Raw genomic sequence first — 26,735 nt, forward strand, 5'->3', positions numbered from 1 at the left:
TTTTTAACGAGCACAGTAGATTCGTTGCGGCTTATATTCATTAAGACTTAGCAATATGATTATGGGGGTTATATGCATGAACCAAATACCATCCATTACGGATGCAGAACTCGAAATTATGCGTGTCTTGTGGGCAAATCCGGATTGCCCTTCGAGCGAGATTGTACAACAAATGACGGATCGTATGGGATGGAGTCCGAATACATCCAGGACGCTCCTGAGTCGATTAGTGCATAAGGAAGCCGCGGGAGCGAAGCTGGCGAAGGATTCAAAGCGCACGCAATTATTCTATCCGCTCATCAGTGAACAAGAGTACCTACAGTTCGAGACAACATCCTTTATGAGAAAGCTGTATGGCGGGGCATTGAAGCCGATGCTGGCTAATTTTTTACAAGACAAAAAGCTAAATGCGCAGGAAATCGAAGATTTGAAGGCATTATTTGACATGAACTGCAGCAACGATGAAGAAAAGAGAGAGTCGTGATGGGCCTTTCATTGCAAACAAGTTTAAATTCGGTTTTTAGTTGGGTCATTCGTGGGTCGATTATGGCCGGCATCCTTATCGTATTGGTTCTGGTCCTGCAATTCTTATTGAGAAATAAGCTTGAAGTCAGGTGGAAGTATCTATTATGGATACCTGTCGCATTACGCGTGCTACTCCCTTGGGCTCCGGAATCTTCGCTTAGCCTGTACAATTTCATATCTCTGGAGTCCATTATGCCCGGTACTGAGCGGCAAATAGCAAATCCGTCAACTTGGCATGAATGGTGGAGAGGACTCGGGAGTTATCGTGATGGCCATTCAGAGCGAACGTTGACACTGGAGGAAAGCACGGTGAGAGTTAGAGTGGAAGGGGAGAGTGATCCGCTTGAACCGGGAGCTGTGCAGAGCAAATGGTGGAATGAGATGAAGTCCATAAGCCTTACTAATGGGCTAACTCTCGTATGGCTTGCAGGTGTGCTACTTCTTGCTGCGAAAACGGTGTACGACCAGCGTCGATTGAGACAAGCCCTTCGTCGCAGTCGATCTATTGAAACACCTTTATTATCGGCTGTGTTTCACGAGACGAAGCAGCTCATGGGTGTGAATCGTAACGTGCAGTTTGTAGCTTCGGAGCGCATTCCCGGACCTGCCGTGGTTGGATTTCGTAAGCCTGTGGTCGTCATTTCGCCAAGGTTGCTTATAACACTTAAAAAAGATCAGCTTCAGTATATTCTGGGACATGAGTTCGCCCATATCCGCCGTTGGGATGTCGCCGTGAATTGGATCATGCACATCATCTTGATCTTCCATTGGTTTAATCCGCTCGTATGGTTAGCTGTACATAGAGTAAGACAGGATCAAGAGATGGCTTGCGACGCCTATGCGCTGAATCGGATGAGACCACAGTATAACAGTGCTTATGGGCAGACGATTATCCATGTGTTGGAACATATCGCTGGTCAACATCAACAGCCGGGGATTGCTAGAATGTCCGGTACGCACAAACAAATTAAAAGGAGGCTTATCATGATCAAACAATTCAATAAAAAATCTTATCGTCTATCTATTTTAGGGATGACAATTATTCTCGCGCTTGGCTGCGTGACGCTGGTCAATGCGAAGGGGAATGATGCCGGGAGCACGCCGCAAGCACTTACCGCACAAACGGAAGACGTCGATATCAAGTATCCGGAAGAATCCATGGGTTCGAAGGTAGACCGTGAGCTGCATAAAAAAGAAATGGATAAAGCGATGAAAAAAGCAGCTGAAGCAGCCAAGGCTTTGACTACAGAGGAAAAAACGTATATCGAAAATGAGATTAGTCGCGTAAAAGAATTGGTTAAAGAGACTGGTGACACGTATGTCATCTATCATAAATATAAGGATCTTAACAGCGGATTGGATCTTAGCTTCTGGGGATCTTTCCATGAGTTTACTTCCTATGAGGATTACATGACAAAAGCTTCGGCCTTGGAGGGCTCCTACATGCAGCAGCCTGCTAACCTGCCAACGGGCTATACGTTTACCAAAGCGATCATTGGAGGTCCGACGGAAGGGAAGTTCATTGACGACTTAAGAGTCGAAGCCAAAAAAAGTGGAAAACCGGTATACGTGAAAAAGATGGATTGGAAAGAGGCTGCAACAATCCGACTGAAATATACGAACGGAGAAGACACGTTGACGTTATCGAAATATACGGTGGATGCTGATGGTAGCAAGAACAAAGGATTCTTTAACGATGACCTTCCTGCACACATTTTTCCTAAATACGTGTTCTGGCACGATGGTGGCAAATTCGGATACAGTATTTCGACTTCTTCGAATATATCCATGAAACAGAAGATCGAAATTCTGAAAGCAGCGGTAAAACCTGCGGAGCCCTTCATTAAGCTCTAGCCATCATGAAATTTACTTGACCTTCGTTCAACGATCATAAGCAGAGCTGCCCAGTCGGGCGGCTTTTTTCATATCAATGATTTTCAGGTACGATCCTTAATCAATTGGCCAGGGTTCGAATCCCTGAGAGTCCATCACAGAAGAAACGGCAGAGCGGCTAGGTCAATCCACGACAGCATTTGTACCGACGGTGTCTATTTATTGGATTGCCGCAGATTCTTCGAGTGTCCTGGCGCTAAAATCTTGATGAATGGGAGGCTCTGATCGACTGCGGATTAACCCGAGCTGAGGCTTGGCGGGCTGCTGCATCGGCTGCTGCTGATATTTTGGGATACGGAGACAGTCTGGGTCGTATTGCTGAAGGCTTCACTGCGGACGACTAAAAGGCCGAGCTAATTGACTATTAGAAGTCATTGGCTCGGCCTTTGTCACCTTTTTATATCTCTTTATGTCTACTTTTCTATTCTAAAAATAATTCTAAAACTGACCGAGATCGATAAAACTCAAATCCATGTTAGCTTCATCTTCAGCCTGATTTGCAGCCTCTGTTGATACTGCTTTTCCTTCGTATTCAAGGTTACCGTTTGTCAAATTGAATACATATAGACGATTACCTTTGAAATTCTTATAACCCACAATATAGAGATAGTCTTGCTTAAAACCATAGGTAATGTTTTCACTTAAATCTATATTTGTATTCTTCAGAACTGTCTCATATTCTTTACTCACGAGATCGTAAGAAATAACAGTGAATCCTATATTATCATTACTCGTTCCAGCTTTTTGCAGGAAATAAATTTTATGTCCATAGGCATTCATAATATTATTCAATAACATTTCATGCCCTTGGAATGCGAGAGGTGATATTTGTCCTGTTCTAACATCCACTTGATATGCCTTTATATGATTATCTTTACTAACACTTAAAATCCATTGATCCGTGTGATCCAGGTTTTGATTGACTAACCTTACGAATTGATGATCCCCATTTGCAGCTACAGATTTAGCTCCTGGTAATACGAGCGGCTCATTCGTAATCTCCTTTGTTGTTAGATTCACGCGGATAATCTGCGGTTCAGATACATAACCTTTGGCACTGTGATTCAAAAACACCATTGCAACAAGCTGTTGATCAACAAGCTGTACATTTTGTACAAAGATATTTGAAACATCATGATCTACATTAAGATCGGATCTGATTTCCTGCGTATCGTCCTTCTGCTTGTTAAGCACAGAGATACTGATCTCAGCCTTCCTCTTCGCTGATGGATCATTTGATTGCTGCTGATCCACGGTCCCATTCACATAAGCAAGTATATCCTGATTTTCATAGAATCCAGCTAAGTTCTTCTTCCCACGCATGAACTGACGATGCTGATCTATCCATTCATCCAATTGCGTTTTCACTGGTCTTTGGTTTAAGCTTTGGCTTATCGTTGACTTTTCATCTGGATAATCTGTACCATTTGTAGTGATATAAGCTCGTTTAATGCCAAATACACTATCCTTAGTCAAGTAATTTCCGTATAAAGCTATGCCTTCAACGAAGGAAGCATCCCCTTGAACCATCGTCAGCTTATAATTAGGTAGTGTCTCTTGTGAAGCCTGAACATAATACGTCCCGATTGTAATCACCGCGAACACTACAAGAACGGCGTTAACTATATATTTTTTCATCCCTTAACCTCCGTAACCCTTCAATTATACCGATATTTTCTTACGCAATAGATACAAGCTGTACCAAAGCGAACCTCCAGCAATGATTACTATTAATCCGAAACAAGCGCCTATGATTTCTCCTGGATAGAAGTAGCTATCGTATCTGCTATAACCCATATGATAGGGGATTGAGGCTAATCCAGCTAGAACCGCTAAGTATAGTACGATAAAGCCGATCCCTTTCAGTCTGTAGCTCCGCTCCATTAGAATTGCTGTGAACAAGACGATCAAGCCCGTAATGCCCAGTCCATAGTATAGTACAAACTCAGAAAAGTAGGGTGGAACCAGAACTTTAAGCACAGTAGGATACTTCAAATAATCAAATACCGAGATGTTCCGATATAATTCAGCTGGAAGAATCGACTGTGCTATCAAACGCTCCAGTGGAACAAGGACAATTTGCAGGGCGACAAGACCAAATACGAATAGCAAGATCGTAACCAGCTTGGCAAAATACAAATTCGCCCGATTGGATGGCAACGTGAGTAGGCGAGATACTATCGTATTTTTACCTTTCCAGTCACGGTACCAGATGAAGCAGCTGTATATTAGCAACACTGTTATGCTCAAAAATATAGGTCCGAAATATAGAAGTACATTATATTGACTGGACACTGTACTGTTTAGCTGAATATATCCAGTTACATTGTGATATTGCTCCAGAGTCCATTGATTCATTCTCATTGCCTCATTCGCAGAATCTAGCCAATGATTAGCACCGATGGTGACTGCTGCAAGTTGTAAGGCGACTGTCAGCACCATGAGTCCAAAATATATTTTGGAAAATCGGTTCATTTCAAAATTTAATAGCTTCACAAAAGCTCTCATTTCATGTACACCTCTCTCATTACGTCCGTAATGGACTTACCTTCCTGCTCGCGAACTTCTTCGCAGTAGAATTCGCGTTCTACCTTACCGTGCTGTAGCAAGACCGCTTTATCAATTAAATGCTCAATATCGTTAATTTCATGAGTTGTAATAATCACACCACGATCCTCGATCAATTCACTTGTGAACACATCGATAATTTGCTCGCGGCTGAACATATCAATCCCGGAGAATGGTTCATCCATCAGGATGTAATCACAATCCAAGGCAAGTCCGAGCAACAAATTTAACTTCGCAGCCGTCCCCTTCGACAATGAGGATACCCCATCCGAAGAGCTCAATTGGAAGAGCTTAAGTAATTCCTTGGCACGTTCAGCGTTCCAATTCCGATAAAAGTCAGCCATAAAGCTCAAGCAATCAGCAATTCTCATATTGGAGGGCATCGTTAACGAATCTGGAATGAAAGTGATTGTCTCATACATCACAGGTGTTAGTGATACATTATCGATTAAGACTTCACCCTTGTATGGTGTCAGTCCCATGATGGATTTCAGCACCGTTGACTTCCCGGCACCATTGATTCCGATTAGGCAGGTAATTTCACCCTTGGCAGCAGTGAAGCTAACGCCATTTAGTACCTTCTTGAATCCATAATTCTTCACCATCTGATTCACTTGGATCATCTTGTGTCACCATCCTCTGGAGATAACTTTCGCTCGGATGTATATTTTGTCTTGATGATATCTACTAGTTCTTCAACTGGAATTTGAATATTCTGAATGGAACTGATGAAAATATCCACTGCACTTTCGATTAATTCAGCACGGATCGAGCTTAGTACCTGCTGATCCTGTGTAATTCGACTCGGGGAATTTCCTTCTGTTACGATCAAACCCTGTTCCTCCATTTCCTTATATGCCTTCTGCGCCGTGTTCGCATTAATCTTCATTAATGATGCCAGTTCACGCCGTGAAGGAATCTTGTCTCCTGCTCCGATTTGCCCTGTAGCAATCTGTTCCTTGAAGTAACGGACAACTTGAATATATACGGGTTCTCGAATATTAAAACTGACACCTGATTTTTGTTCTTCTGTCATATAACCAACTCCATACGGTAAGTGTGTGTACTAAATGGTTCATACACTTTATGCATGTACTATACGTGTAATACACTTTTGTGTCAATAGTTTGATTTTGAACACAGGCTTCTGATGTAGTCAAAGCCGCAATGGATAGTATGATTAATGCAAAATAGATCACCGAATCCTTTTTCAAACTACATTGCAAGGAGTTGTCGAGATGAATTATCGCATTGAGAAACGGCCACATCCCTGCGATTGATTTGGCATTGTCAGCGGATTGATATGAGAAGTTCCTTGGATATACTGTCACCCATACAGGTGATATCTGGACGCTTGAACGCCCAGCTTATTTGAAAATTATATTATGTGAAATCGGATGTACTACGCACCCAATTCAGTTCAATCCAAGTAACAACACGACGGCAGTAATGATGATTAGCTCACCTGATATCAATGAATACCATGAATTCCTCAAGCAAAAAGGTATAGAGGTGACAGACCTTTTAGATCGTGGAGGTTGTGGGGAAAGCTTTCAAATGAAAGTTCCTGCAGGTAATCGAATCATGGTTGTGAAATAGCTATCGTTGGTAGAGCTGTTGACTCTTAAACAATTGGTTCAGGGCTCGATTTCCTGAGAGTCCATCACATTTATAAAAGAAGCTCAAGCATAGTTCATGCTTGAGCTTCTTTTGCATCAAAGGGAAGGGATTATAAAGGGCAGTAATTAGGGACGATTATTGATACCGTTCTTTTGTTGCCGGATGACTCCAGATATGAGAAAGCTAGTTTTTGCGTCGCCGGATGACAAGGCTGATCAAGATAATGGCTGCTATGAAGACGGCAACGCTAGTCAGAATGACAGCTGTGAGAGGTGCTCCTGAAGTTCCGGCTGATGCTGTGTTTCCATTGGCTACTTCACTAGTGTCAGGCGAGACTTCGCCGGTCCCGAAGGATTTAGCCGAATCAGAGGATGCGGTTGTGATTGTACTTCCTGTGGTGTGCAGGAGCGACGGTGTCAGTTCAGGCGTTTTACGATGTGGAGCCGCCTGTTCCAGATTATAGGCATATCCCAGCAGTTTGGCATCGCCAAACCTGGAGCCGAGCATGCTGAGTCCGACAGGGAAATTGTCTGCGAATCCCGAGGGTACAGTTACTACCGGGCGTCCAGTAAAATTGGCCCATCCGCAATGGGTACCGTATTGCTCGGAATCGAGCAGGTCAGCAGGATTCTTATGGACTTGGGCGGGTGGAGCTGCAACGGTCGGGTATGTCAGTGCATCAAGTTTATAGGAGGTGAACAGCTCATCCACGCCTTGGGCGAAGGTGTGACGTGCATTGACGGCTGCTTTGAATCCAGCCTCGTCCCGCTGCTTATTATCGTCACCCATTACCCACTCTTTTGCTGTCTGCTCCATGTTTGGACTGCCTGCAACAATGTCGCCAAAATTAATCTTATCTTTTGGTTCGGTTCGTTCAGCCAGACCTTTCGGCCATGTGGCTTCTGTCCGTGCGAAATAGTCTTCATGCCCTGTTGTTGCCCAGAAGGCAGCATTCTGTGGAGCGTACTTATTCCACCAGCCCCGGTTAAGCGGGATTTTGACAACTGTGGCGCCTTGAGCTTCCAGGACTGATATTTCTTTCTCTGTCGTCGCGAGGATATTATCAGATTCAGGGCTTGGTGAAAAATCATAGCCTCCAAATGGTGCGATTACGTAACCGATACGAGCACCCTTTAGGGTGGAATCTTTCAGTGAGGTCAGATATGAAGCGGGTTTGTGGCTGTCTGCTTCTGAGGTCCAAGGATCTTGAGGGTCTGTGCCTGCAAGCACGTCAAGCATCATTGCTGCATCTTCAACGGACAGTGCCAGTGGACCGATAGCATCGCCCAACGGATTGTAATCAACTCCGGCCATGGAGCCAAGCCCTACTGTGGGCCGAAATCCAACGAGATTGGTGAAGGAGGCCACATCTGTAATTGAGCCGCAGGACTCGGTGCCAAGGCCAATTGCAGCAAGGCTTGCGGCGACAGCTGCGCCTGTTCCGCCGCTGGAACCGTTGATATTTTTCGTAGGATCATAAGGATTATATGTTCTGCCTTTGACGGAGCTTACCGTATCCCAAAACATAGCGAATTCCGCCATATTTGTTTTACCTAACACGATGGCCCCGGCATCTTTCAGTCTTTGGACAGCAGTAGCGTCATGCTTAGGTTGGTAGGTGGCAAGCGCCTGATTACCGTGACTGGTCGGCATATCGGCCGTATTGATATTGTCTTTGACCAATACCGGGATGCCGTGCAGTGGGCCGCGGATGTGGCCGTTTGCCCGTTCCTTGTCAAGCTCGGCGGCTTCTTCTAACGCATGCTGGTTAAGGGTAACAATTGCACCTAGACCAGGTTTATCCCCGATCTTTTTGTCGTAGGCCTTAATCCGATCCAGGTATTCCTGGACAGCCTCTACACTTGTGATTTTTCCAGTCTTCAGGGCCTCGGCCAGTTTTACTACACCTAGTTCGGTTACATCCGTCTCGGATTGAGCATAAGCTAGCAGCGGGTAGAGATTCAAACATAATATGATGCCGAGCATTACGCCTGACAGAAGGTGCATAAGAGTCTTCATGTAGCGCGGTGTGCGTCTGTGCCGGGTAATTCTGGATGTCTTCATAGTATGGCCCCCTCATGATGTCTTGTATTTTATGTTACATATTAATACATGGAATTTGAAATGGTCAATAAAAACTTACGTAGAGTAGTGATTTTTCAGGAAATTGTGTATGAATACATAACATATATGCGAATTATTCAATGATTTAGAAGTTTTATATGATGATAAATCTAATTTAATGTAATAATATATAACATTATAAGTTAGGTGGTAAATTGCAATTTTGATTCTGCTGTCTAAATCTGGGTTTCCAATATCATCTGAGGTCAAGATATAAGTAATCAGAGAGGGGTGGACATATAACTACTGATTTTCCTTGAGAAATTAAGGAGTGTCCGGATCAAGGGGATGTGCTGGATAGAGGGCAGATAAACTACGTAGAATCAGTGCTTTTGGAAGAATAGAGACCCTAAACTATTTCGTTTGAAAGAAGAAAGAGTCTATCCATAATGTGACCTATACTAAACGCTTTAAACTATTTTTATAAAAAGTATTGACAGTGAAGATGGATTTTTGTATGATATAAAAGTCGACTGAAGGAAATGATATTCCTGAAAAGACAAGCCCTTCGGGGCCTTAGCTCAGCTGGGAGAGCGCATCGCTGGCAGCGATGAGGTCAGGGGTTCGATCCCCCTAGGCTCCACCAAAAGAATATGGACTCTTAGCTCAGTTGGTAGAGCAGTTGACTCTTAATCAATTGGTCCAGGGTTCGAGTCCCTGAGAGTCCATCACAGCAAAAAAACGGCAGAGATGCCGTTTTTTTGCTGTTTAATTGTAGAGAAGTGGGTAAACGCAATTCTCGGTACAATTGTCGCTTTCTTGCATAAGCTCGATTTTGGGTTGTCTCTCTATGCCTACATCACAATCTCTTTTCCTCTACTCTCAAATCCCTCTCTGAATTTTCTATATTGTTCAATATACGTCATCTTGTACTGACTTCTACCTTCCAACACATACATAGGTATACTGAAAATGCTATAATCAATTGGAATTTATTTGCTGATTTGTTCCGGAGGCTAATTATGAAAAAGTATTGGCTGTTGCCAGTTCTTCTGCTTATGCTGCTGTTGATCGGAGCTTTGGTGTTCTTGCGTGAGGGGGCTCAAATACAAGTACCTCAACTATCAACCGCCCAGAAGGAAGAGGATTTTGAGTATTTGACCAAGCTTGTGAAAGAGGTTTATCCCTTGGACAAAGCGCTTCAGCAGGAAAAAGGCCTTTCGAGCATCAACGAGCTTAGTAAGCATTTTATCGCGCGGGCAGGGAGAACGGCCGATAATGCTGAATTTCTCCGGCTCTACTATGAATATATGACGTACCTTGGACAAGCCGGGCACGCTCAGGTGGTTTTCAATGAGCCATATAGCCCTTCTTTGGCCTTCTTTTATAACATCGACAAAAGGGCCTACCGATCCAGAGAGTACTGGCTGAACTTGGCTTCGGGAATCGATATGTATGTGCAATCTTTGGCCAAGATTCACTATGTGGACGGAAAGTATGTGCTGCAGAATGATTATCATCCTAATGCGATTCTTTTTCCAGCAGGTTCTGTGATTGAAAAAGTAAACGGAATGGCGGTAGATGATTATGCCAAGTCCCTGCAGACACGTCTTCATCTTGCTTGGGATGTCGTGCTTCATAAAGTATACATTCAACAGCTGCTTAGCGCCGATCCAGGCTCAGAGGGTTGGATCATTGAGGCAGTCCGTCCTGATGGGACAATAGCTAAGGGGAAATTCCCCGTTTATAAGGGATATAAACAGCCGTACCCTCATGAGGAGCGCAGCAGCAATGTTATTACTCGTGAGCTTAATAGCAGCACAGGATACATAAGGATTTTTAGTTTTGAAGGACAGTTTAAGGAAAAAGATCATCTGATTATTCAGGACTTTATGGAGCGCTCGGAAGGGAAATACCACAAGCTGATTGTTGATCTAAGACGAAACGGTGGAGGGGAAGATGATTATTGGGCGGACAATTTGTTGAAGCCATTACTCAAAGGAGCAGTGGATTACGAACAGTCAGCAAGTGTGAAAAGATCATTCCTGGAACGCTTTGATTTGCGTTTTCGTCTGTACAAATCAATGGTCAGTTCTACTCTGACTAATACGGGCAGATATGGAGTTGCGAAAGTAGAGAAGGAGCAAGCCGATGGCAACGATATAGAACAGTGGGAGACCTTTAAGGTTACTAAGCGTTGGCGGCCTGAGAATACCTTCCCTTTTGACGGCAAGCTGTATGTAGTGGTTGATAGTGATACCTTCTCGGCGGCTGACAACTTTACAGTGGCTGTTCAAAAGCTTGGGCTTGGTACAGTTATCGGTACGAATACGGCTGGAGGTGCATGTGTTTATATGGAGCCTTACAGGTATGCCCTCCCAAACAGCGGACTCCTGTTTAAACTTGAGACGGACTTAAACCTAAACAAAGAAGGGCAGATTAATGAAATCTACGGTACGTTGCCTGATTTGCTGCTATCCTCTTCGCGCTATCCCACCCCTTATCCGATAAGTTATGAGCTTGACGATTTGAAGCAGGATGAATGGATGCGAAGAATTATGCTGGAGCCATAAAGGGAAATACATAGCCAAGCTAGATTGCTGATGTCTTCATGACGAGGAGGCATCGCTGTATGGTTTCCGAGTATAGTCATCGCTGCATAGCTTTCGCTTCCTGATCTGCTGCTTGTGACCGCCACGGAATTTGCTTTGCTCAATACGGCCCATTGCCCAGTCTAATGCCCCGTAGTACACTTATTAGCTCAATCCGGCACAACATCTGGCTAACGGACCGTAAGGCGCTTATTTTCCCTATTTGGCACATTAATCCGTCTAACGGACTGTATGGCGCTTATTGCCTCTTTGCTGGGCATATCATGGGCAAATAGCAGTAAATAACTGCACCTGAGTCCGTAAGCTTAGAAAAAGAGTGCTTTTTTGAAAATAAGAGCTTCTCGGTCCGTTAGCACTTGCCGGATTTCTCTGCAACTAGCTAAACTCCCCTATAGCTCGATTACAGCTACGGAATTCAGGTGCTTTTAACAGATTGGCATTATATTTCACGCTTCTAAACATACGTTACACTCTAAGCTGATATGTGCGATAGCGCTGTTGTCCGCCTGCGACATCTATTAATTGCAGTTCAACTAACTTATGTAGAATTCGTCTGGATTGCCTATCGGATACTTTGAGATGATGCGCAAGCTCCAAAGGTGTGAACGTTCGGAGTAGACGTCTAGCGAAGCGCAAAGCCTCTGCCTCCAGCCAAGTCAAAGTAGAGGGGACATCTGTTGTTATGAATTTACCGATAAACGAAAGCACTAACTGCTGGCATTGCTTGGGCTCTTCGACAATTGAGGGATAAGCAATAGGAAGAAAGGTCCAACCATCAAGAGCTAGCAAGCAATGGCGGCGACATAAATCTTTGAACCGCCTGACATCCAGATCTCTGGCATGTGGCCCAAATCCTTGAATTTCAATTCCGCCTTTTACACCTCCTGGCATGTAAGCCAAATCAAGATAGCGATAGCCGTTATTGAAATCGCGTACTTCCCATTCAGGAAATAGATGATCCAAATTCCCGACTACAGGGAACCATACTGCGCGGAGGAATTCCATCGTACCATGGCCTAGCCCTTTACCAAGGAGCTCTTTTCGTCTCGGGTTATTCTCATTCTCCAGATTTCTTGTTAACCATTCCTCATATTGCTGATCAAATCGCCGCATTATTGTTCTCCTCCTTAACTCACGAACCAACTTAACTCATGAATCAAACATAATTTATTTCACAAAAAAACCGCTCCAAAACAATTTCCATCTGAAATCAATTCAGTGGGAAATTGCATTTGAGCGGCGTGTACTTCACAACCTATGACTGTATTATATCGCGTACTTTAATCAGAGTTCAATTCATTTTACTGAAGTGCTATAGAGTAAAGATGAGAGTCAAAGAGCGCTTGGAGGACGTATTTTTTTAAAAAATATCATTTTCAAACGATTAGATTGTAATAGGTGATCAGACCTTATCTGGGAACTTTTTACATCTAATATAACCAAAAATATGATATATTAAAGAAAATAAATCCTAAATATAGGAAAAATAGAAGAATAATAAAATGAAATGTCGAATATTCCGAATAGAGAGTTCTTTAATTTTCTTACAGGGCTTATTACAACATAAGGTGGATCAAATATGGCTAAAACGTATTATGCAGAAGGCAGACAGGTAGCGTATGTAGTGAGAGGGTTGTTTATTCTTGGAGGCTTAGGGATTTACTTTAGTATCCCAGGCTTGCACTGGGGATTTTTCTTTGGTATTTTGATTGGCTCTGTTATTCTGGGAGAGATTTTCGGTGGCATGTGGACCAACAAGCGTCGGAGGGACAAAAAGGCAAGAAAGTCGGGTAAGGGTGCCAATGTAAGAAAAAGTGGTGTAAGGCAAAGTAGTGCAACCGGTGTAACCAGTGCAACCAGAGCTAAGACTAAAAGTTCTTCGGCAAAAGCTCCTATAAAAAAGTTGACTGATGCACAAATTCTAAAAGCAGATGTAAGGACATTATCCGGTATGGATTTTGAGAGGTTAATGGAGTTGCACTACATAGATCAAGGTTATACCGTACAACGAGTTGGCGGTTCTGGCGACCATGAAGTGGATTTGATCCTTAAGGGCAAAGAGGGGTATAAAATCGCTGTACAGTGCAAGCGCTGGAAGCAGGATGTCGGAAATGATATCGTGTTGCGCCTTAAAGCGGGTAAGCAGGTTCACGGCTGCTACGATGCTTGGATTGTGACGACAAGCAATTTCACAAAGGCGGCCAAGGAGGCTGCAGATAGGCTTAATATTAAGCTGATCAATGGTTTGTCTCTAGATGATAGGTTAAAGAGATGGAAGACTAAACGTGGAATATAGTTTTGCGTAAAAGATAAGGTAGGCATCCATATGTGGATAATATCCGATCTTCATAATGCTTCCGAACGAATAGATGTCTCGAAAACAGCTAATGGTAGAAAGGAACATTGCCATGAACATTAACGAACAAGAATTCCAAGTGAACGGGCTCCATTACACGATCCGCTCTGCAGTCAAGGAAGATGCAAAGCGTCTGTCCGAGCTAAGGCTGCAGGTTGATGGGGAGACCGAACATATGGATCGAGTGCCGGGAGAAGCTTTTATTGATGAAGCTGGATTTGAGAAAATCATTAAGACGGACACGAATCATCCGCGAAATATATGTTTGGTTGCGGAAGCGGCTGGTCAGATTGTCGGTTATTCCAGATGTGCAGGGAATGATTTGCAACGCTTTATGCACAAGGTGGAGTTTGGAGTAGGTGTCTTGAAACAACATTGGGGATTTGGGATTGGGAAGAACCTGTTGAAAACGTCTATTTCCTGGGCTGATGCCAACGGTATAACCAAAATCATTCTAAGCGGTGTGCTGGAAACCAATGAGAGTGCTATCCGGCTATACAAAAGCCTTGGTTTTGAAGTGGAAGGCTTATTGAAGAAGGACCGCATCCTGTCAGACGGAAAATATTACAGTACATATATGATGGCGAGATATGCAGATTACGCCCCGGATTAAAAACTTAATTGGTTTAAACAAGCCAGTCGTCGGAAATCTATCGGTGACTGGTTTATTTGTATAACTCACTCCCTTTATGCTGAGTATCGTGCTCCAGAGGTCGCAAACATTTATAAAAAAACTCGATATATTTTTAGTGCCTATATTATTGATGAATTTGGATTAATATGGTTTACGAGAGGGGGTGAAGATGAAAATCCGTTACAGAGCATACACCTCGGACGACATGATGAAGGTACGCCAATTTCTTTCGCACAGTTATTCCAAGCTAAAACGTCCAAATAGCTGGCTGATTGCCCGCTGGGAATTTGAGATTTTTTTCTTTCAAAAGAGGGCTGGCTCGTTTCTGAATGGGAGCAAAACATAGGGTTATGGGAATATGATAATGGCGATCTGGCTGGGGTGGTATGAAGGGATGGTGATTTTTATTTTCAACTGGATACAGAAAAACCGGGTCCCTTTTATGAACGTATTGGGTTCGAGATAGAGGTAGAGCTTGGTGTCTGGGAGAAAAAAATATAGGAGTATCCTGCTAGCTGGATAAAGGCCATCACAGGAGACTCGGCAGAAATGTAGTTTTTTAAGGTCGGCTCATAGCTTTGATATAAGCTGATTAATAGGTTATCGTTGATGATAGACTGAAAAGATAGAACAATGAGTGGCTATATCGCTCATTAACTTGACCAACAACTTGCATGGAGGGAAAAAGGATGAGCACGTATTTTTCTTCACTCATAAACACCAGAAAAAAGAAGGTTGGTATTCTGCTCATAAGCATTGTACTTATTGCAATCATTGCTGTGGGAGTGGGGTCTAATCTGGGTAATAAATCTGCTGAGGTCCCACCTTTGGAGCAATTGCAGGAGAGCCAGATGGAAGTACAGCCCGCTGAAGTATCATCTTTGGTGTTGGGCGGGATTGAGACATCGGACGGAAAGAAATTAACAATAGATTTGGCGGCTGGACGAGATAACAATTTTGCGAAAATGACTTGGAAAAAGGATGAGCCCATCATTTTCTCTGTTCAATGTGAGCAGGAACGAGAGCTTGAAGTTGGCATCATGTCTGTCTCAACGGATAAAGTCTATAGTGGAACTGTAGCAACAGGGACAGGTGAAGTGACCATTACCGTTCCAGAGGATGGAGATTATCGTGTGTATATCAAAAATCATACGGATAAAGTTGCCCATTTTATTTTAGAATTAAATAAGAAATTAGAAGGACCGCTTGCATGAATACCGCATCCAACTTTGGGGCGAGTTTTAATATACTCATATTTTATTGCTTCCCTCACTCGTGAGCGTGCTTTAAGGCATTAAAACCAAATGGCAAGTTTATTTTGGATGTATTCACCTCGGCCCAACATGAAGGCAAGAAAGAAGAGAAGGATTGGGAGTATAGGGATGGTGGCGGTTTTTGGAGTGATCAACCTCATCTTTGTTTGACCTCATTTTATCGTTATGACGAAGAGCATACAGTTCTGAACCAAACGGTCGTCATTCATGAGAGCTCGGTACATTGCTACAATGTATGGGATCATTATTTCACTGAAAATACGTTAATGAATGAGATACGGCATATTGGATTTAGCAAATATGAGTTGTACGGTGACGTAGCCGGGAAACAGTGTTCGCCAGAAGGAAATATGATTTGTGTTGTATTAACGAAATAGGGATTCGGTGGACCTTAGGATAAAGGATGAACGCCATGAATGCATTGGAAATGAAGCAGGTCTGTAAGAAATACAAGATCAATGCGGACCGAAGTGTAATGGCTTTAGACAACATAAACATCACCCTGGTAGAGAATGAGTTTGTAGGCATTATGGGAACCTCAGGAAGCGGGAAGACGACGATATTAAATGTGGCATCTGGTATCGACAAGTGTGATGCAGGAGAAATTTGCATATCCGGGCACAATATTTGTGAGATGACCCGCAATGAATTGTCGTTATTCCGAAGAAATCACATTGGCATGATATTTCAAGATTTTAATCTGCTGAGCAGCTTAACGGTGAAGGAAAATATCATGGTCCCTTTAATTCTCGATAAAAATGTCGATAAGATCGAGAATAATGAGGTTAATCGACTGGCGCAAATGCTGAATATCGATTCCATTTTGGACAGATATCCGTATGGAATATCCGGTGGACAGCAGCAGAGAGTAGCCATATGCCGCGCGATCATCAATGATCCCAAGGTAGTATTTGCTGATGAGCCTACGGGAAATTTGGATTCTCGTGCCTCCGAGAAGGTCCTTTCTTATTTTGATATGATCCAGAAGAAGTACAAGGTGAGTATACTGATGGTCACGCATGATCCTTTTTCTGCTCAGCATTGTCATAGGGTGATCTTTCTTCAAGATGGCTCTGTGATGGGGGAGATCCGAAGAGAGGGTGACAAAGGGGGATTCATGAATAAAATCCTGGAAGTCCTGCAGAAAGGAAGTGTGTGAGGTCACCATGACCTTTAGGACGATCGCCTTTAAGATGTTCAAAGCAAATATTCAGCATTATCGGTTATTCATTTTGTGCAATTTGATGTCCGTCGCGATTCTATACTGTTTTATTTCAGTCTCTGTCAACCCAACGTTTAATGATCCCACTATTGTAAATCCCATGATCTCCAGCAATATTTATGCTCCAACTCTACTTGTCCTACTGTTCAGCTGCATGTTTATTCCTTATACCCACAACGTTTTTATGAAAGTCAGATCGAAGGACTACGGCATATTGCTGACCCTGGGGATGACTGAAAATGAGCTTCGAAATCACGTGTTACTAGAGAATGTGGTGTTATGTATTCTGTTCTTAGTATGCGGATTGGGAGTGGGGACCCTATTATCCTACTTTTTCTGGGGAGTTATTCGTTATGGAATCGGGATTCAAGGCATTGCTATAACTGTTTCTATCCTCTCTTATAAAGTAACAGCACTGTATGTTGCAGGGGTATTTGTAATTTCCTTATTGGTCAATCTGCTTGGAATGGTGAAGAACACAATTCTCGACAAGATTAAGTTTACCGAGAAAGCGGAAAGTGGAAGATACTCTAGCGTTTCGTTGTGCGTGGCCGGCTCAGGCCTTACGATTATTTCATTTGTGATCATGATTCTCTTTTATCACAACTACAGTAATATCTGGTTTTTGAGTTTACTGCTTTGTGCATTGGGCTCGTTTCTGATCTTTTTTAAGGTCCTATATGAAACATCTGTTTTTGATTTCGGATATGAAATATTATGTTCGGAAAAACAGGATGATCTTCTTTGTGACGACTTGGATTTTTTTTGCGATCTTTTTCTTTATGATGTTTAGTTTGGTTACCTATCCCAACTTTAAGAATAATGCCGTTACGTACCATCCATATCATATGGCCTACACGGAAGTTGAAGGCAGCTACCGATCGTTAGAAGATGATGAGGTTAAGCAAATTGCAGAGCAGCATAGTAATTCAATCATACATAGTGATCGTGTGAAATTTGTAAGGAACAATATTTACACGTTATTTGATGTTGAAGATATAAATCAAGTTTTGGCGAAAAAATACAAAATCCAATCAGGCTCTTTTATATATGTGTATCCCTATGATATCAACGACGGCTACGATCATGTTCAGGACGGGGACCCTACTAGGATTCAGATTGATTCTAGCAAAGGCATGATTTCTTTCCCTATACAAGAGACCTTGATGGACCCCTTATTTGGACAAATCAACTCCATATCAGACAGGATTATATTGGTGAACTCGCTGGATTATGAATGGATTGCGACACATAGCGATGAGTATAAAATAAATGGAATCTTACACTTATATGATTTTGCTGATTGGAAGCATTCTGGTGGAATTATTGATGAGGTATCGAAAAAGCTGAAGGAGTTAAACGGTGCCGATAAAGGAGATCGCTTCTATCAAGTTAGCACCAGAATAGAGGCCTACCGTACCGCGCTGCAAAGCTCCAATTTTTTAACATTTACGATTGTCTACGTTTGTCTGCTGCTGTATTTTTCCGTTCTCACGATGTTTCACTTCAAATTGAAGATGGAATCCCGAGATGATATCAAGAAATACCACGGGCTCTATAGAATCGGGCTACTTGAGAATGAAATAAAAACGATGGTCAACCAAAAGATACGTGTCATATTCTTGATTCCGTTTGGCTACGCGGCGGTAATTACATTAGCGTATAGTTATTATGTCAATAGCACTTACGGATATGGTATGATAGGCGTTTTCTCTGCGCTGCTTACCACATTTATGTTTCTGTGTCTTCATTTCGTTGTATACCGCCGTTATGTCCTTGTTGACTACAAACAAATAATTTCACAGATATCCGATCTAAGGTGATCACTATCTCTTTATTCCGATGAACTTACTATAATTAAATGTTGACAAGGTGAATACTGTGATTTAATATTGCCTTACGATATTCGCTTATCGAATATTAATAATCATATTGATAACTGACCGGACAAACGGAGGTTTCATTTTCCTTAGCTTAAGGGGAATGGAGCCTCTTTTTTTATGGGTTAGTGGGGGGAGCAGCTAAGATGAAGTTATTCAGAAGAATTGGTGAAGGAAGAAAGTCGCGGTCTCTTGTCATGCTTGGATTATCGCTCATATTGGCATTGGCGGTAACGGGCTGTGGTAAATCGGAAGGTAGTGGCAGTGATACGATAACCATCGCCTCCAAGGGTTTTGGAGAGTCGGACATTCTGGCTAATGCGATCGCTCTGCTCATTGAGAAGGATACTAAACTTAACACCAAAATCGTTTCGTTGGGTCCAGTGTGGGAAGCGCTTGAGAAAGGTGAGATTGATACTTACGTAGAGTATTCAGGGACGGCTCTGATCAAGATTTTAAAGGAGAAGCCCGAAAATGACCCGCAAAAGGTGTACGATATTGTAAAAGAGAAATTCAAGGAGAAGCACCAAGTCGAGGTGTTGGACCAACTTGGATTTAATGACACTTACGGGTTTGTAATGCGCAAAGAGGCTGCTGAGAAACTGAATATTAAGAGTATTTCGGATTTAGCTGCTCACTCCAAGGATTTATTATTTGGAACTAGCCAGGACTTTCTGCTGAGCGAGGATACATGGCCGGTAATTCAGAAGGTGTATAATCCTCAATTTAAAGAGATCAAGAACATACCGAACAGAGTGTTGGCCTATAAAGCCATCGAGCAAAATCTGATTGATGTGACCAACGCGTATACAACCGACAGTCAGATTCCGCTCAGCAACTTTGTTGTTCTGAAAGATGATAAGCAGGTATTCGTACCTTACTATGCCATTCCACTCATTCGCGGCGAAGTAGCGGAGAAACATCCTGAGTTGCGTGAAGTTATCAACAAGCTTGCAGGAAGACTTGATGATGACAAAATGCAGCGCTTGAACGGCGAGGTTGACGTGAAGCAGAGAACGCCGAAGGATGTAGCCAAGGAGTGGCTGCAAAGCGAAGGATTGCTTTAATAACTTCCATTATATAAAAGAAGGGAATGAATGATTATGGCTCAATTTGATCAAAAAACAGCTAACACGATTGAACGTGTACCATTTGTTATTACTGACGAGGAGCGTCAGCTCCTTCCTCGCTTTGCCAATCGCCCACCAAGTGCTGTACTTCCTCAGGAGAGCTCGGGGCTGACTCGGCGGTATTCCCCGTACCCTGATCGTTACACGTTCGAACCGAGCGAGCGTTGGGTGCGGGCTGTAGTAGGAGATGTGGCGGTTGTAGACAGCCGTTCGCAGATTCTAGTGTGGGAGCCACGGCATAAGGTGCCTGAGTACGGTTTTCCAGTTGAACATGTTCGAACCGATCTCTTGACACCTTCTGCGGGAGTGCCGGAGCCTGGAGTATTTTATCGACCGCGTACAACGGATGTGAAGTGGTTCGATCTGCATTTAGGAGAGCGACATATTCCGTTTGCAGCGTGGGCATGGAATGTGCCGGGACTGGAAGGCTATCTCGGTGTGAACTGGTTTCTCGGTGTGCTGGACGGTTGGTTCGAGGAAGATCAGCCGGTGATGACACATCCTCGTGATCCGCATAATCGGGTGGATGCGTTGCCGAGCAGCCGTCATGTTACCGTAACGCTGAATGGCCGGGTAATTGCCGAAACGCATGATCCGGTGGTTGTGTATGAGACAGGTCTGCCGACCAGATACTATTTTCCGGTTGAAGCTGTTGATTTTAGTAGGCTGACGGAAACGGATGATTGGAGCGAGTGCCCGTATAAGGGCTACTCTGATCGTTACTGGCGGCCAAGCGAAGGCGGGGATTTGATCGCCTGGTCTTACTCCGATCCTCGTCCCGAGCTGTCAGTGATCGCGGGGCGTATCGCTTTCTATAATGAACGCGTCGAGCTTCGGGTGGATGGTGAAACAGCGACTTAATTATATCCTATCTATAGGATGAGCTTAGAATGTCTCAAGTTGGTTGTTACTGTCTTTGGGGGAAACGCTAAAACAGGAAGCCGATGATAAGGGAAGGAATCTGTCTCCGCAGCGGAGCCAGGTTCCTTCTTTCTCGCTGTAAATAGCAAATCATAGGATGGAGAATTGCTAGTTGAATTAGCTCGATTAACCAGTGTCCATATATAATAAAAGTTATTATGGCACCGCAATAAAGTTGTTATTTCCTAGCGCGTTACTTAAACTGACGCAATTCTTGCAAATTGTATTGACTATAAGGTGTGTGTTTGTTAATTTATTGATTAATAGAAAGTAATTATTGAATGATGATAAAAAGGAGGAATAGGCATGGATAGAATTACAGCTGCTAGAGGTGGAGAGCTACGGTGTAAGGGCTGGAGGCAGGAAGCGCTGCTGAGAATGCTTGAGAATGTACTCGAAAATGGTGAGAATCAGAAGGAGCTTACGGTATATGCTGCACTTGCAAAGGCAGCACGGAATTGGGATTCCTATCATGCCATTGTTAATACGCTTAAATCCTTGGAAGAGGACGAGACGCTTGTTATCCAATCCGGTAAACCGATCGGTATTATGCGTACACATAAGTATGCTCCCATTGTGGTTATGGCGAACTGTAACATCGTTGGCAGATGGGCTACAAGTGATAATTTCTATAAATATCAAGAACAGGGCTTGATCGTGTGGGGCGGGCTAACCGCCGCAGCTTGGCAATATATCGGTTCGCAAGGTGTTATCCAAGGAACATATGAGATTTTCCAATCGATCGCTAGAATGCATTTCGGCGGTAGCCTGGCGGGTAAGTTCATCCTAACAGCTGGACTCGGCGGAATGGGCGGCGCACAACCGCTGGCGGGTACGATGGCGGGTGCCGTCATTTTATGCATTGAGGTCTCTGAAGCCAGAATTGATAAACGTATTGAAGTCGGGTATTTGCAGAAGAAGACAGACAATCTGGATGAAGCGCTGCAGTGGGTTCGAGAAGCTGCGGAGAAGAAGGAGAGTCTGTCCGTAGGATTGCTTGGTAATGCTGCCGAAATCTATCCGGAACTGATTCGCAGAGGGATACAGCCTGATGTGGTTACGGATCAGACCTCGGCGCATGATCTGTTGTATGGATACATTCCTTCCGGCTATAGTTTGGAAAAAGCTGCTGAGATGCGCAAATCCGCGCCTGATCAGCTCCAGGCTGATGCAAGGGCTTCGATTGCTGTTGAAGTTACAGCGATGCTGGAGTTCCAGCGCAGAGGGGCGATTGTTTTTGATAACGGGAATAATATTCGCTCGCAAGCGGTGCAGAACGGCGTGGAAAATGCTTTTGATATCCCGGTATTTACGGAAGCCTTCCTTAGACCACTGTTCTCGCGGGCCATTGGTCCTTTCCGCTGGGTAGCGCTGAGCGGGGATGCCGGCGATATTCAGAAGATCGATCAATATATATTGAAGAATTTCAGTGATAACGATGTTGTTGTGAACTGGATTTCGCTGGCGAACAAGTATGTGCCGGTGGAAGGTCTGCCAGCGCGTATTGGCTGGTTCGGACACGGTGACCGGACGAAGCTGGCCTTGGCGGTGAACGAAATGGTTAAGGCGGGCGAGCTTAGCGGTCCGATTGCTTTTTCACGTGACCACCTGGATGCCGGATCGATGGCGCACCCGAACATCATGACCGAGAATATGAAGGACGGCAGTGATGCTATCTCGGATTGGCCGCTCCTGAATGCCATGATTAACTGTTCTTCAATGGCGGATCTCGTAGCAATCCATTCCGGCGGAGGCGGTTACAGCGGCTATATGACAAGTGCTGGCGTAACGCTCGTAGCGGATGGAACGGATGATGCGGATCTTCGCTTGAAAACAACGCTGGACAACGATACAGGCCTCGGCGTGATGCGCTATGCAGACGCAGGCTATGAGGAAGCATTGGACGAAGTAAGCAAAAAAGGGATTCGCAGAATTGACACGACTCGAAAGGAGAATGAATAATGCGGGAATTAACGATAGCGGATGTACGTGCGGCAGTTAGAGGAGGAGCAGTATTTGCAGCTGGAGGTGGCGGCTGGGTTGACCACGGGTTGGAGATTGGCGGTGCCGCGGTAGGTATTGCGAAGCCCAAGCTGGTATCGGTCGATGAGCTTCCGGATGATGCGATAATTATTACCTGTACAGCGATTGGTGCACCTGCCGGGAATGAATGGGAGATGTGGGGCGTTGACTATATCAAAGCTGTTCAGCTCCTGATGGAGAACTTTGACGGTAAAGTAGTCGGTGTGATGACGCCACAGAACGGCATGTCCAGTACGATCAACGGCTGGTTACCTGCTGCAGCACTCGGCCTGGTGGTTGTGGATGCAACCGGCGATATTCGCGCGCATCCTACAGGTAAAATGGGCTCCATGGGTCTGGCTTCGCGCCTTGACTATCAGACCATTCAGGTGGTTGTCGGCGGCCGCAGAGACACTGGTTCTTACCTGGAGCTGGTTGTAAAAGGAACGCCTGCGAAGACATCCAACATCCTGCGTACGGCTTCCGATATGTCTGGAGGCTTCATTGCTTCTGCACGTCATCCGATTCCGGCTTCCTATATTAAGGAGCATGCGGCGATTGGCGGGATTTCGATTGCGCTTGACCTTGGCTACGCGATGATTGAGGCCGAGGCGATCGGGCCGGAGGCAATTATGGAGACAGTAGTTCAGAAAACGAACGGTAAAATGCTCGGCAGAGGTGTCGTACTGAAGAAAGATGTTCATTACTCGGGCGCCTTTGATATCGGGACGATCACAATGGAAGATGGTGCCGGCGGAGTACTGACGCTGCATGTCATGAATGAATATATGGCGGTAGACGATGCGAACGGAAACCGCTTAACAACATACCCGGATGTTATCACAACTTTCGAGGTAGCCACAGGTCTGCCAATCAGTGTAGGCGGTGTGAAGGAAGGAATGGAGATTTCATTGCTGGCCATCGACAAGCAGCATGTTCCGCTTAGCTCCAGCGTGAAGGATCCTACGGTTTATCCAGAAGTAGAGAAGGCGCTTGGCATTCCGCTTGCGGAATACGGTTTGAAGGGCATCTAATAATTGATTCTTTACTACAACTGAGAAGGTGCTTGGCTATGGACGCGAAAATAAAAATGAACGATACGGACAAAGGGAAGCAACGGTCCGATCACATAATTACGCTGGATGGGCACAATCTCTCCATTGAGGAGCTTGAGCAGATTGCGACTAGCGGATGCCGGGTAGAATTGTCACCCGAAGCTATGGAGCGGGTTCAAGAAGCGCATCTTCTGATTCATGAGCTAGCTGCGGAAGGTGTTCCGATTTATGGACTGAATCGTGGTGTCGGAAAGAATAAGGACCGTCAGATCACCGCTGATATGTATGAGGCATTCAACCGGAATCTGATCTACTCGCATTCATCCGGGGTGGGTCCTGTTGCTTCGGAGCAGCAGGTAAGAGCGGTGCTTGTCGCCCGCCTGAATACATTGCTGTTAGGTTGTACTGGGGTGCAGCCGGGGATCGTCCTGATGTACCAGGATATGCTTAATGCAGGTATCCATCCGATTCTTCCGGTGCGCGGCTCTGTGGGTGCTGGAGATATAACGATTTTGTCCCATATTGGTTTAGCCATGATTGGGGAAGGTGAAGTAAGTTATCAAGGGAATACCATCTCTGCCCTAGCGGCTTTGGAAGCCAATGGAATTTTACCTTTAAAGCTTGGACCTAAAGATGCGCTGGCAATTGTTAGCTCTAACGCTTTGTCGTCAGGCAACGCGGCTTTAACGGCAGCGGCGGCGCTACGATTGCTGGACACGGCGGACGCCGTGTTCGCCTTGTCACTTGAGGCGCTGCAAGGTTGCGTCAGCCCGTTTGAAGAGGCGTTGTTCGAGGTCCGACCACTTGAAGGAGCGGCAGAAAGTGCAGCGAATGTCCGGAATCAATTGCACGGAGGCCAGTTGTTGCAAATGGATCAGCGGGAGAAAATTCAGGATCCATTAAGCTTTCGTAGTAGCTGTCATGTCCATGGGGCGGCTCGGGATGCGCTGTCGTATGCGTCCAAGCTTCTGCGCGTTCAATTGAATAGCTCAGATGACAATCCTTGTGTTCTTTTAAAGGAAAGAAGAGTGGTTCCTTCATCTAATTTCGACGTGACCACCTGGACCGTTGCTTTTGAGATGCTGGCCATTGCACTCAGTCATGTATCCAAAATATCCTGCTACCGCTCGCTCAAGCTGGGTACGTCGCATTTCTCAGGCCTGAGTCGTTTTCTGGCTCCTAATGAAGAAACGATTGCTTTCGGCACGATGCAGAAGACCTTTACTTCACTGGATGCGGAAATTCGGCTATTGTCTAATCCGGTCTCTGCGGACTATTTCTCTATTGCCGGGGACATGGAGGATCATAGTAACAACACCCCGCTGGTGATTCGTAAGACAACTGATATCATTGATCATTTATATTATATTCTTGGTATGGAAGCCATTCACGCCGCTCAGGCAATTGATTTACGTGGTTCACAAGCTGCATTAGGTCAAGGATCAGCCGCGGTCTATGCACAGATTCGAAATGTGGTATCCCCTTTGACAGAGGATCGGCCGCTAACGCCTGATATTAGTGCTGCCTATGAATTAATGCGCAAGGGAATTCGATTGGAAGGGAGAAGGGATTCATGAGTTCACAATATGATCTTCTAGTTTACGGAAACCTCGTACTTCCTGATGGAGTGCTATATGATTCAGCGGTTGGAATAAAGGGCGGCAAGATTGTCAGTATTGGCCTACAGGACCATGAGGACATCACGGCAGATAAAGTTATTCACGCAGAGGGGAGTTTTGTGCTCCCCGGAGCTGTAGATGCGCATGTTCATTGTTACAGTTCGCTAGATGAGGGCTTCACCACGGCTAGTACATCGGCAGCAGCAGGTGGGGTAACGACGATTATTGAGATGCCTTACGATGCGACGGGTATGATTTGCACGCTTGAGATGTTCGAGGAAAAAAGACAACGGCTTGAGCAGGAATCCCTTGTAGATATGGCTATGCTGGTGACCATCCATAAGGAGGATGGCTACGAGCATATTCGCCAGCTGGCAGCTGCAGGAGCCTGTGGCTTCAAGGTATCGATGTTTAATACGGACTCCTTCCGGTTTCCGCGGATCGATGACGGGCAGCTGCTGGATTCGTTTGCGGTCATTGCCGAGACAGGTTGTCCGGTTGGCGTCCATGCCGAGAACGATGAGATCGTAAGACGCTACCTTGGTAAGTATCGTGAAGCGGGCAGTGATCCTCGTTCGCATGGCTGGAGCAGACCGAAGGTCAGTGAATCCGTCGCTGCATTGACGGTAATGGAGCTAGCCTACGAGACCGGAGTCAAGCTGCATTTATATCATTGTACGTATCCGCGTATTTTCCAGCTGGCAGAGTATTTCCGTTCGCTTGGGGCCAAGATTACGGCAGAGACCTGTACGCATTATTTGACGCTTAGTGAAGAGGATATGCCGCGCCTCGGGGCGAAGGGGAAAATCAACCCTCCTCTGCGTTCCAAATCAGATGTAGAAGGTCTGTGGGACTTGGCTGCCAAAGGCGCCATTGATATGATCACCTCCGATCATGCACCATGGCTGCTTGAGCGTAAATCGGATGCTGACATTTTCAACAATTCTTCCGGGGCTCCGGGCGTCGAGCATTTGCTACCTATCATTTATAGTGAAGGTGTGGCGAAAGGGCGGATTTCACTTACAGAGATGGTGAGATTGCTTAGTCAAAGACCTGCAGATGTATTTGGACTGGGGCATCGTAAAGGAAGGCTGGCAGTTGGCTATGATGCCGATCTGGCGATTATTGATCCTTCTGTTGCCTGGACACTGGATGAACGGGAGCTACATTCCAGTGCGGGCTGGAGTGCTTATGAAGGAATGCAAATGCAAGGGAAGCTAACCCATACTTTGGTCAGAGGTGCTGTGGTGTATGAAGCTGGAGCCGTGGTAGGCCAGCCTGGGTATGGTCAATTCGTAAGTGCAGAGCACCTGGCATAAATTCATTCTAGGGAGAAGGAA

General features: G+C 44.8%; 21 protein-coding genes and 2 tRNA genes. 17 read left to right on the forward strand and 6 right to left on the reverse strand.

Annotated elements, in window-relative coordinates; genetic code table 11:
• The first annotated feature begins 76 nt into the window (after positions 1–76).
• Together AC3Y23_RS12940 and AC3Y23_RS12945 are read left to right on the forward strand one after the other, a co-directional pair.
• Positions 77–484 carry a BlaI/MecI/CopY family transcriptional regulator gene (locus tag AC3Y23_RS12940; protein ID WP_379199441.1) on the forward strand — a complete coding sequence of 136 codons (408 nt, stop codon included), beginning with the start codon at positions 77–79 and terminating at the stop codon, positions 482–484.
• Entirely contained in the window at positions 484–2,379 is a 1,896-nt protein-coding gene (locus AC3Y23_RS12945; RefSeq protein WP_379199443.1) for a M56 family metallopeptidase, read from the forward strand. Before AC3Y23_RS12940 ends, AC3Y23_RS12945 begins: the two co-directional genes overlap by 1 nt.
• A 477-nt stretch (positions 2,380–2,856) precedes the next feature.
• Here AC3Y23_RS12945 and AC3Y23_RS12950 read toward each other — a convergent pair whose 3' ends face one another.
• The 5 genes from AC3Y23_RS12950 to AC3Y23_RS12970 all read right to left on the reverse strand — a co-directional run bounded on the left by AC3Y23_RS12950 (position 2,857) and on the right by AC3Y23_RS12970 (position 8,670).
• Entirely contained in the window at positions 2,857–4,056 is a 1,200-nt protein-coding gene (locus AC3Y23_RS12950; protein ID WP_379199445.1) for a hypothetical protein, read from the reverse strand.
• A 24-nt stretch (positions 4,057–4,080) separates the two neighbouring features.
• On the reverse strand, positions 4,081–4,926 hold the full coding sequence (locus AC3Y23_RS12955) for a hypothetical protein (RefSeq protein WP_379199447.1): 846 nt from the start codon (positions 4,924–4,926) through the stop codon (positions 4,081–4,083).
• Positions 4,923–5,609 carry an ATP-binding cassette domain-containing protein gene (locus tag AC3Y23_RS12960; protein ID WP_379199450.1) on the reverse strand — a complete coding sequence of 229 codons (687 nt, stop codon included), beginning with the start codon at positions 5,607–5,609 and terminating at the stop codon, positions 4,923–4,925. The genes AC3Y23_RS12955 and AC3Y23_RS12960 overlap by 4 nt, the downstream gene beginning before the upstream one ends.
• Positions 5,606–6,022, reverse strand: a complete 417-nt coding sequence (locus AC3Y23_RS12965; RefSeq protein ID WP_379199452.1) for a GntR family transcriptional regulator — start codon at positions 6,020–6,022, stop codon at positions 5,606–5,608. Before AC3Y23_RS12965 ends, AC3Y23_RS12960 begins: the two co-directional genes overlap by 4 nt.
• 767 nt (positions 6,023–6,789) lie before the next feature.
• Complete coding sequence (locus AC3Y23_RS12970; RefSeq protein WP_379199454.1) at positions 6,790–8,670, reverse strand: amidase; 1,881 nt, start codon at positions 8,668–8,670, stop codon at positions 6,790–6,792.
• Positions 8,671–9,240: 570 nt separating this feature from the next.
• On the opposite strand from AC3Y23_RS12970, the gene AC3Y23_RS12975 reads away from it, so the two are divergent.
• The 3 genes from AC3Y23_RS12975 (at position 9,241) to AC3Y23_RS12985 (ending at position 11,243) form a co-directional block, all read left to right on the forward strand.
• A tRNA-Ala gene (locus tag AC3Y23_RS12975) sits at positions 9,241–9,316 on the forward strand.
• A 9-nt stretch (positions 9,317–9,325) separates the two neighbouring features.
• Positions 9,326–9,398 (forward strand) — tRNA-Lys (locus AC3Y23_RS12980).
• 294 nt (positions 9,399–9,692) lie between these two features.
• On the forward strand, positions 9,693–11,243 hold the full coding sequence (locus AC3Y23_RS12985; protein WP_379199456.1) for a S41 family peptidase: 1,551 nt from the start codon (positions 9,693–9,695) through the stop codon (positions 11,241–11,243).
• 504 nt (positions 11,244–11,747) lie between these two features.
• On the opposite strand, the gene AC3Y23_RS12990 is transcribed toward AC3Y23_RS12985, so the two are convergent.
• Positions 11,748–12,395, reverse strand: a complete 648-nt coding sequence (locus AC3Y23_RS12990; RefSeq protein ID WP_379199458.1) for a transcriptional regulator — start codon at positions 12,393–12,395, stop codon at positions 11,748–11,750.
• Positions 12,396–12,861: 466 nt separating this feature from the next.
• Here AC3Y23_RS12990 and AC3Y23_RS12995 point away from each other — a divergent pair, with 466 nt between their 5' ends.
• From AC3Y23_RS12995 to AC3Y23_RS13050, 12 genes are all read left to right on the forward strand, one after another.
• Positions 12,862–13,578 carry a restriction endonuclease gene (locus tag AC3Y23_RS12995; protein ID WP_379199460.1) on the forward strand — a complete coding sequence of 239 codons (717 nt, stop codon included), beginning with the start codon at positions 12,862–12,864 and terminating at the stop codon, positions 13,576–13,578.
• Between the two features lie 112 nt (positions 13,579–13,690).
• The gene (locus AC3Y23_RS13000) at positions 13,691–14,251 is read left to right on the forward strand and encodes a GNAT family N-acetyltransferase (RefSeq protein ID WP_379199462.1); all 561 of its coding nucleotides are present in this window, start codon (positions 13,691–13,693) and stop codon (positions 14,249–14,251) included.
• A gap of 710 nt (positions 14,252–14,961) precedes the next feature.
• Positions 14,962–15,486: a hypothetical protein gene (locus AC3Y23_RS13005; protein WP_379199464.1), complete on the forward strand. Its 525-nt coding sequence runs from the start codon at positions 14,962–14,964 to the stop codon at positions 15,484–15,486.
• A gap of 463 nt (positions 15,487–15,949) precedes the next feature.
• A complete protein-coding gene (locus tag AC3Y23_RS13010; RefSeq protein WP_379199466.1) occupies positions 15,950–16,705 on the forward strand; it encodes an ABC transporter ATP-binding protein in 756 nt (251 codons plus the stop codon).
• A 163-nt stretch (positions 16,706–16,868) separates the two neighbouring features.
• Positions 16,869–17,561, forward strand: a complete 693-nt coding sequence (locus AC3Y23_RS13015) for an FtsX-like permease family protein (protein ID WP_379199468.1) — start codon at positions 16,869–16,871, stop codon at positions 17,559–17,561.
• Positions 17,515–18,591, forward strand: a complete 1,077-nt coding sequence (locus tag AC3Y23_RS13020) for a hypothetical protein (RefSeq protein ID WP_379199470.1) — start codon at positions 17,515–17,517, stop codon at positions 18,589–18,591. The genes AC3Y23_RS13015 and AC3Y23_RS13020 overlap by 47 nt, the downstream gene beginning before the upstream one ends.
• Before the next feature lie 203 nt (positions 18,592–18,794).
• A complete protein-coding gene (locus AC3Y23_RS13025) occupies positions 18,795–19,715 on the forward strand; it encodes an ABC transporter substrate-binding protein (protein WP_379199472.1) in 921 nt (306 codons plus the stop codon).
• 30 nt (positions 19,716–19,745) lie between these two features.
• Positions 19,746–20,639, forward strand: a complete 894-nt coding sequence (locus tag AC3Y23_RS13030) for a DUF427 domain-containing protein (RefSeq protein WP_379199474.1) — start codon at positions 19,746–19,748, stop codon at positions 20,637–20,639.
• Between the two features lie 366 nt (positions 20,640–21,005).
• The gene (ertB, locus tag AC3Y23_RS13035; protein ID WP_379199476.1) at positions 21,006–22,661 is read left to right on the forward strand and encodes a thiourocanate hydratase; all 1,656 of its coding nucleotides are present in this window, start codon (positions 21,006–21,008) and stop codon (positions 22,659–22,661) included.
• Positions 22,661–23,755 (forward strand): thiohydantoin desulfurase, encoded by a 1,095-nt coding sequence (gene ertC, locus AC3Y23_RS13040; RefSeq protein ID WP_379199478.1) that lies wholly within the window; start codon positions 22,661–22,663, stop codon positions 23,753–23,755. The genes ertB and ertC overlap by 1 nt, the downstream gene beginning before the upstream one ends.
• Before the next feature lie 38 nt (positions 23,756–23,793).
• Positions 23,794–25,353 (forward strand): HAL/PAL/TAL family ammonia-lyase, encoded by a 1,560-nt coding sequence (locus AC3Y23_RS13045; RefSeq protein WP_379199480.1) that lies wholly within the window; start codon positions 23,794–23,796, stop codon positions 25,351–25,353.
• Positions 25,350–26,714 carry a dihydroorotase gene (locus AC3Y23_RS13050; protein ID WP_379199483.1) on the forward strand — a complete coding sequence of 455 codons (1,365 nt, stop codon included), beginning with the start codon at positions 25,350–25,352 and terminating at the stop codon, positions 26,712–26,714. The genes AC3Y23_RS13045 and AC3Y23_RS13050 overlap by 4 nt, the downstream gene beginning before the upstream one ends.
• The last annotated feature ends 21 nt before the right edge of the window (positions 26,715–26,735 follow it).

The organism is Paenibacillus sp. MAHUQ-45 (genome assembly GCF_058133325.1).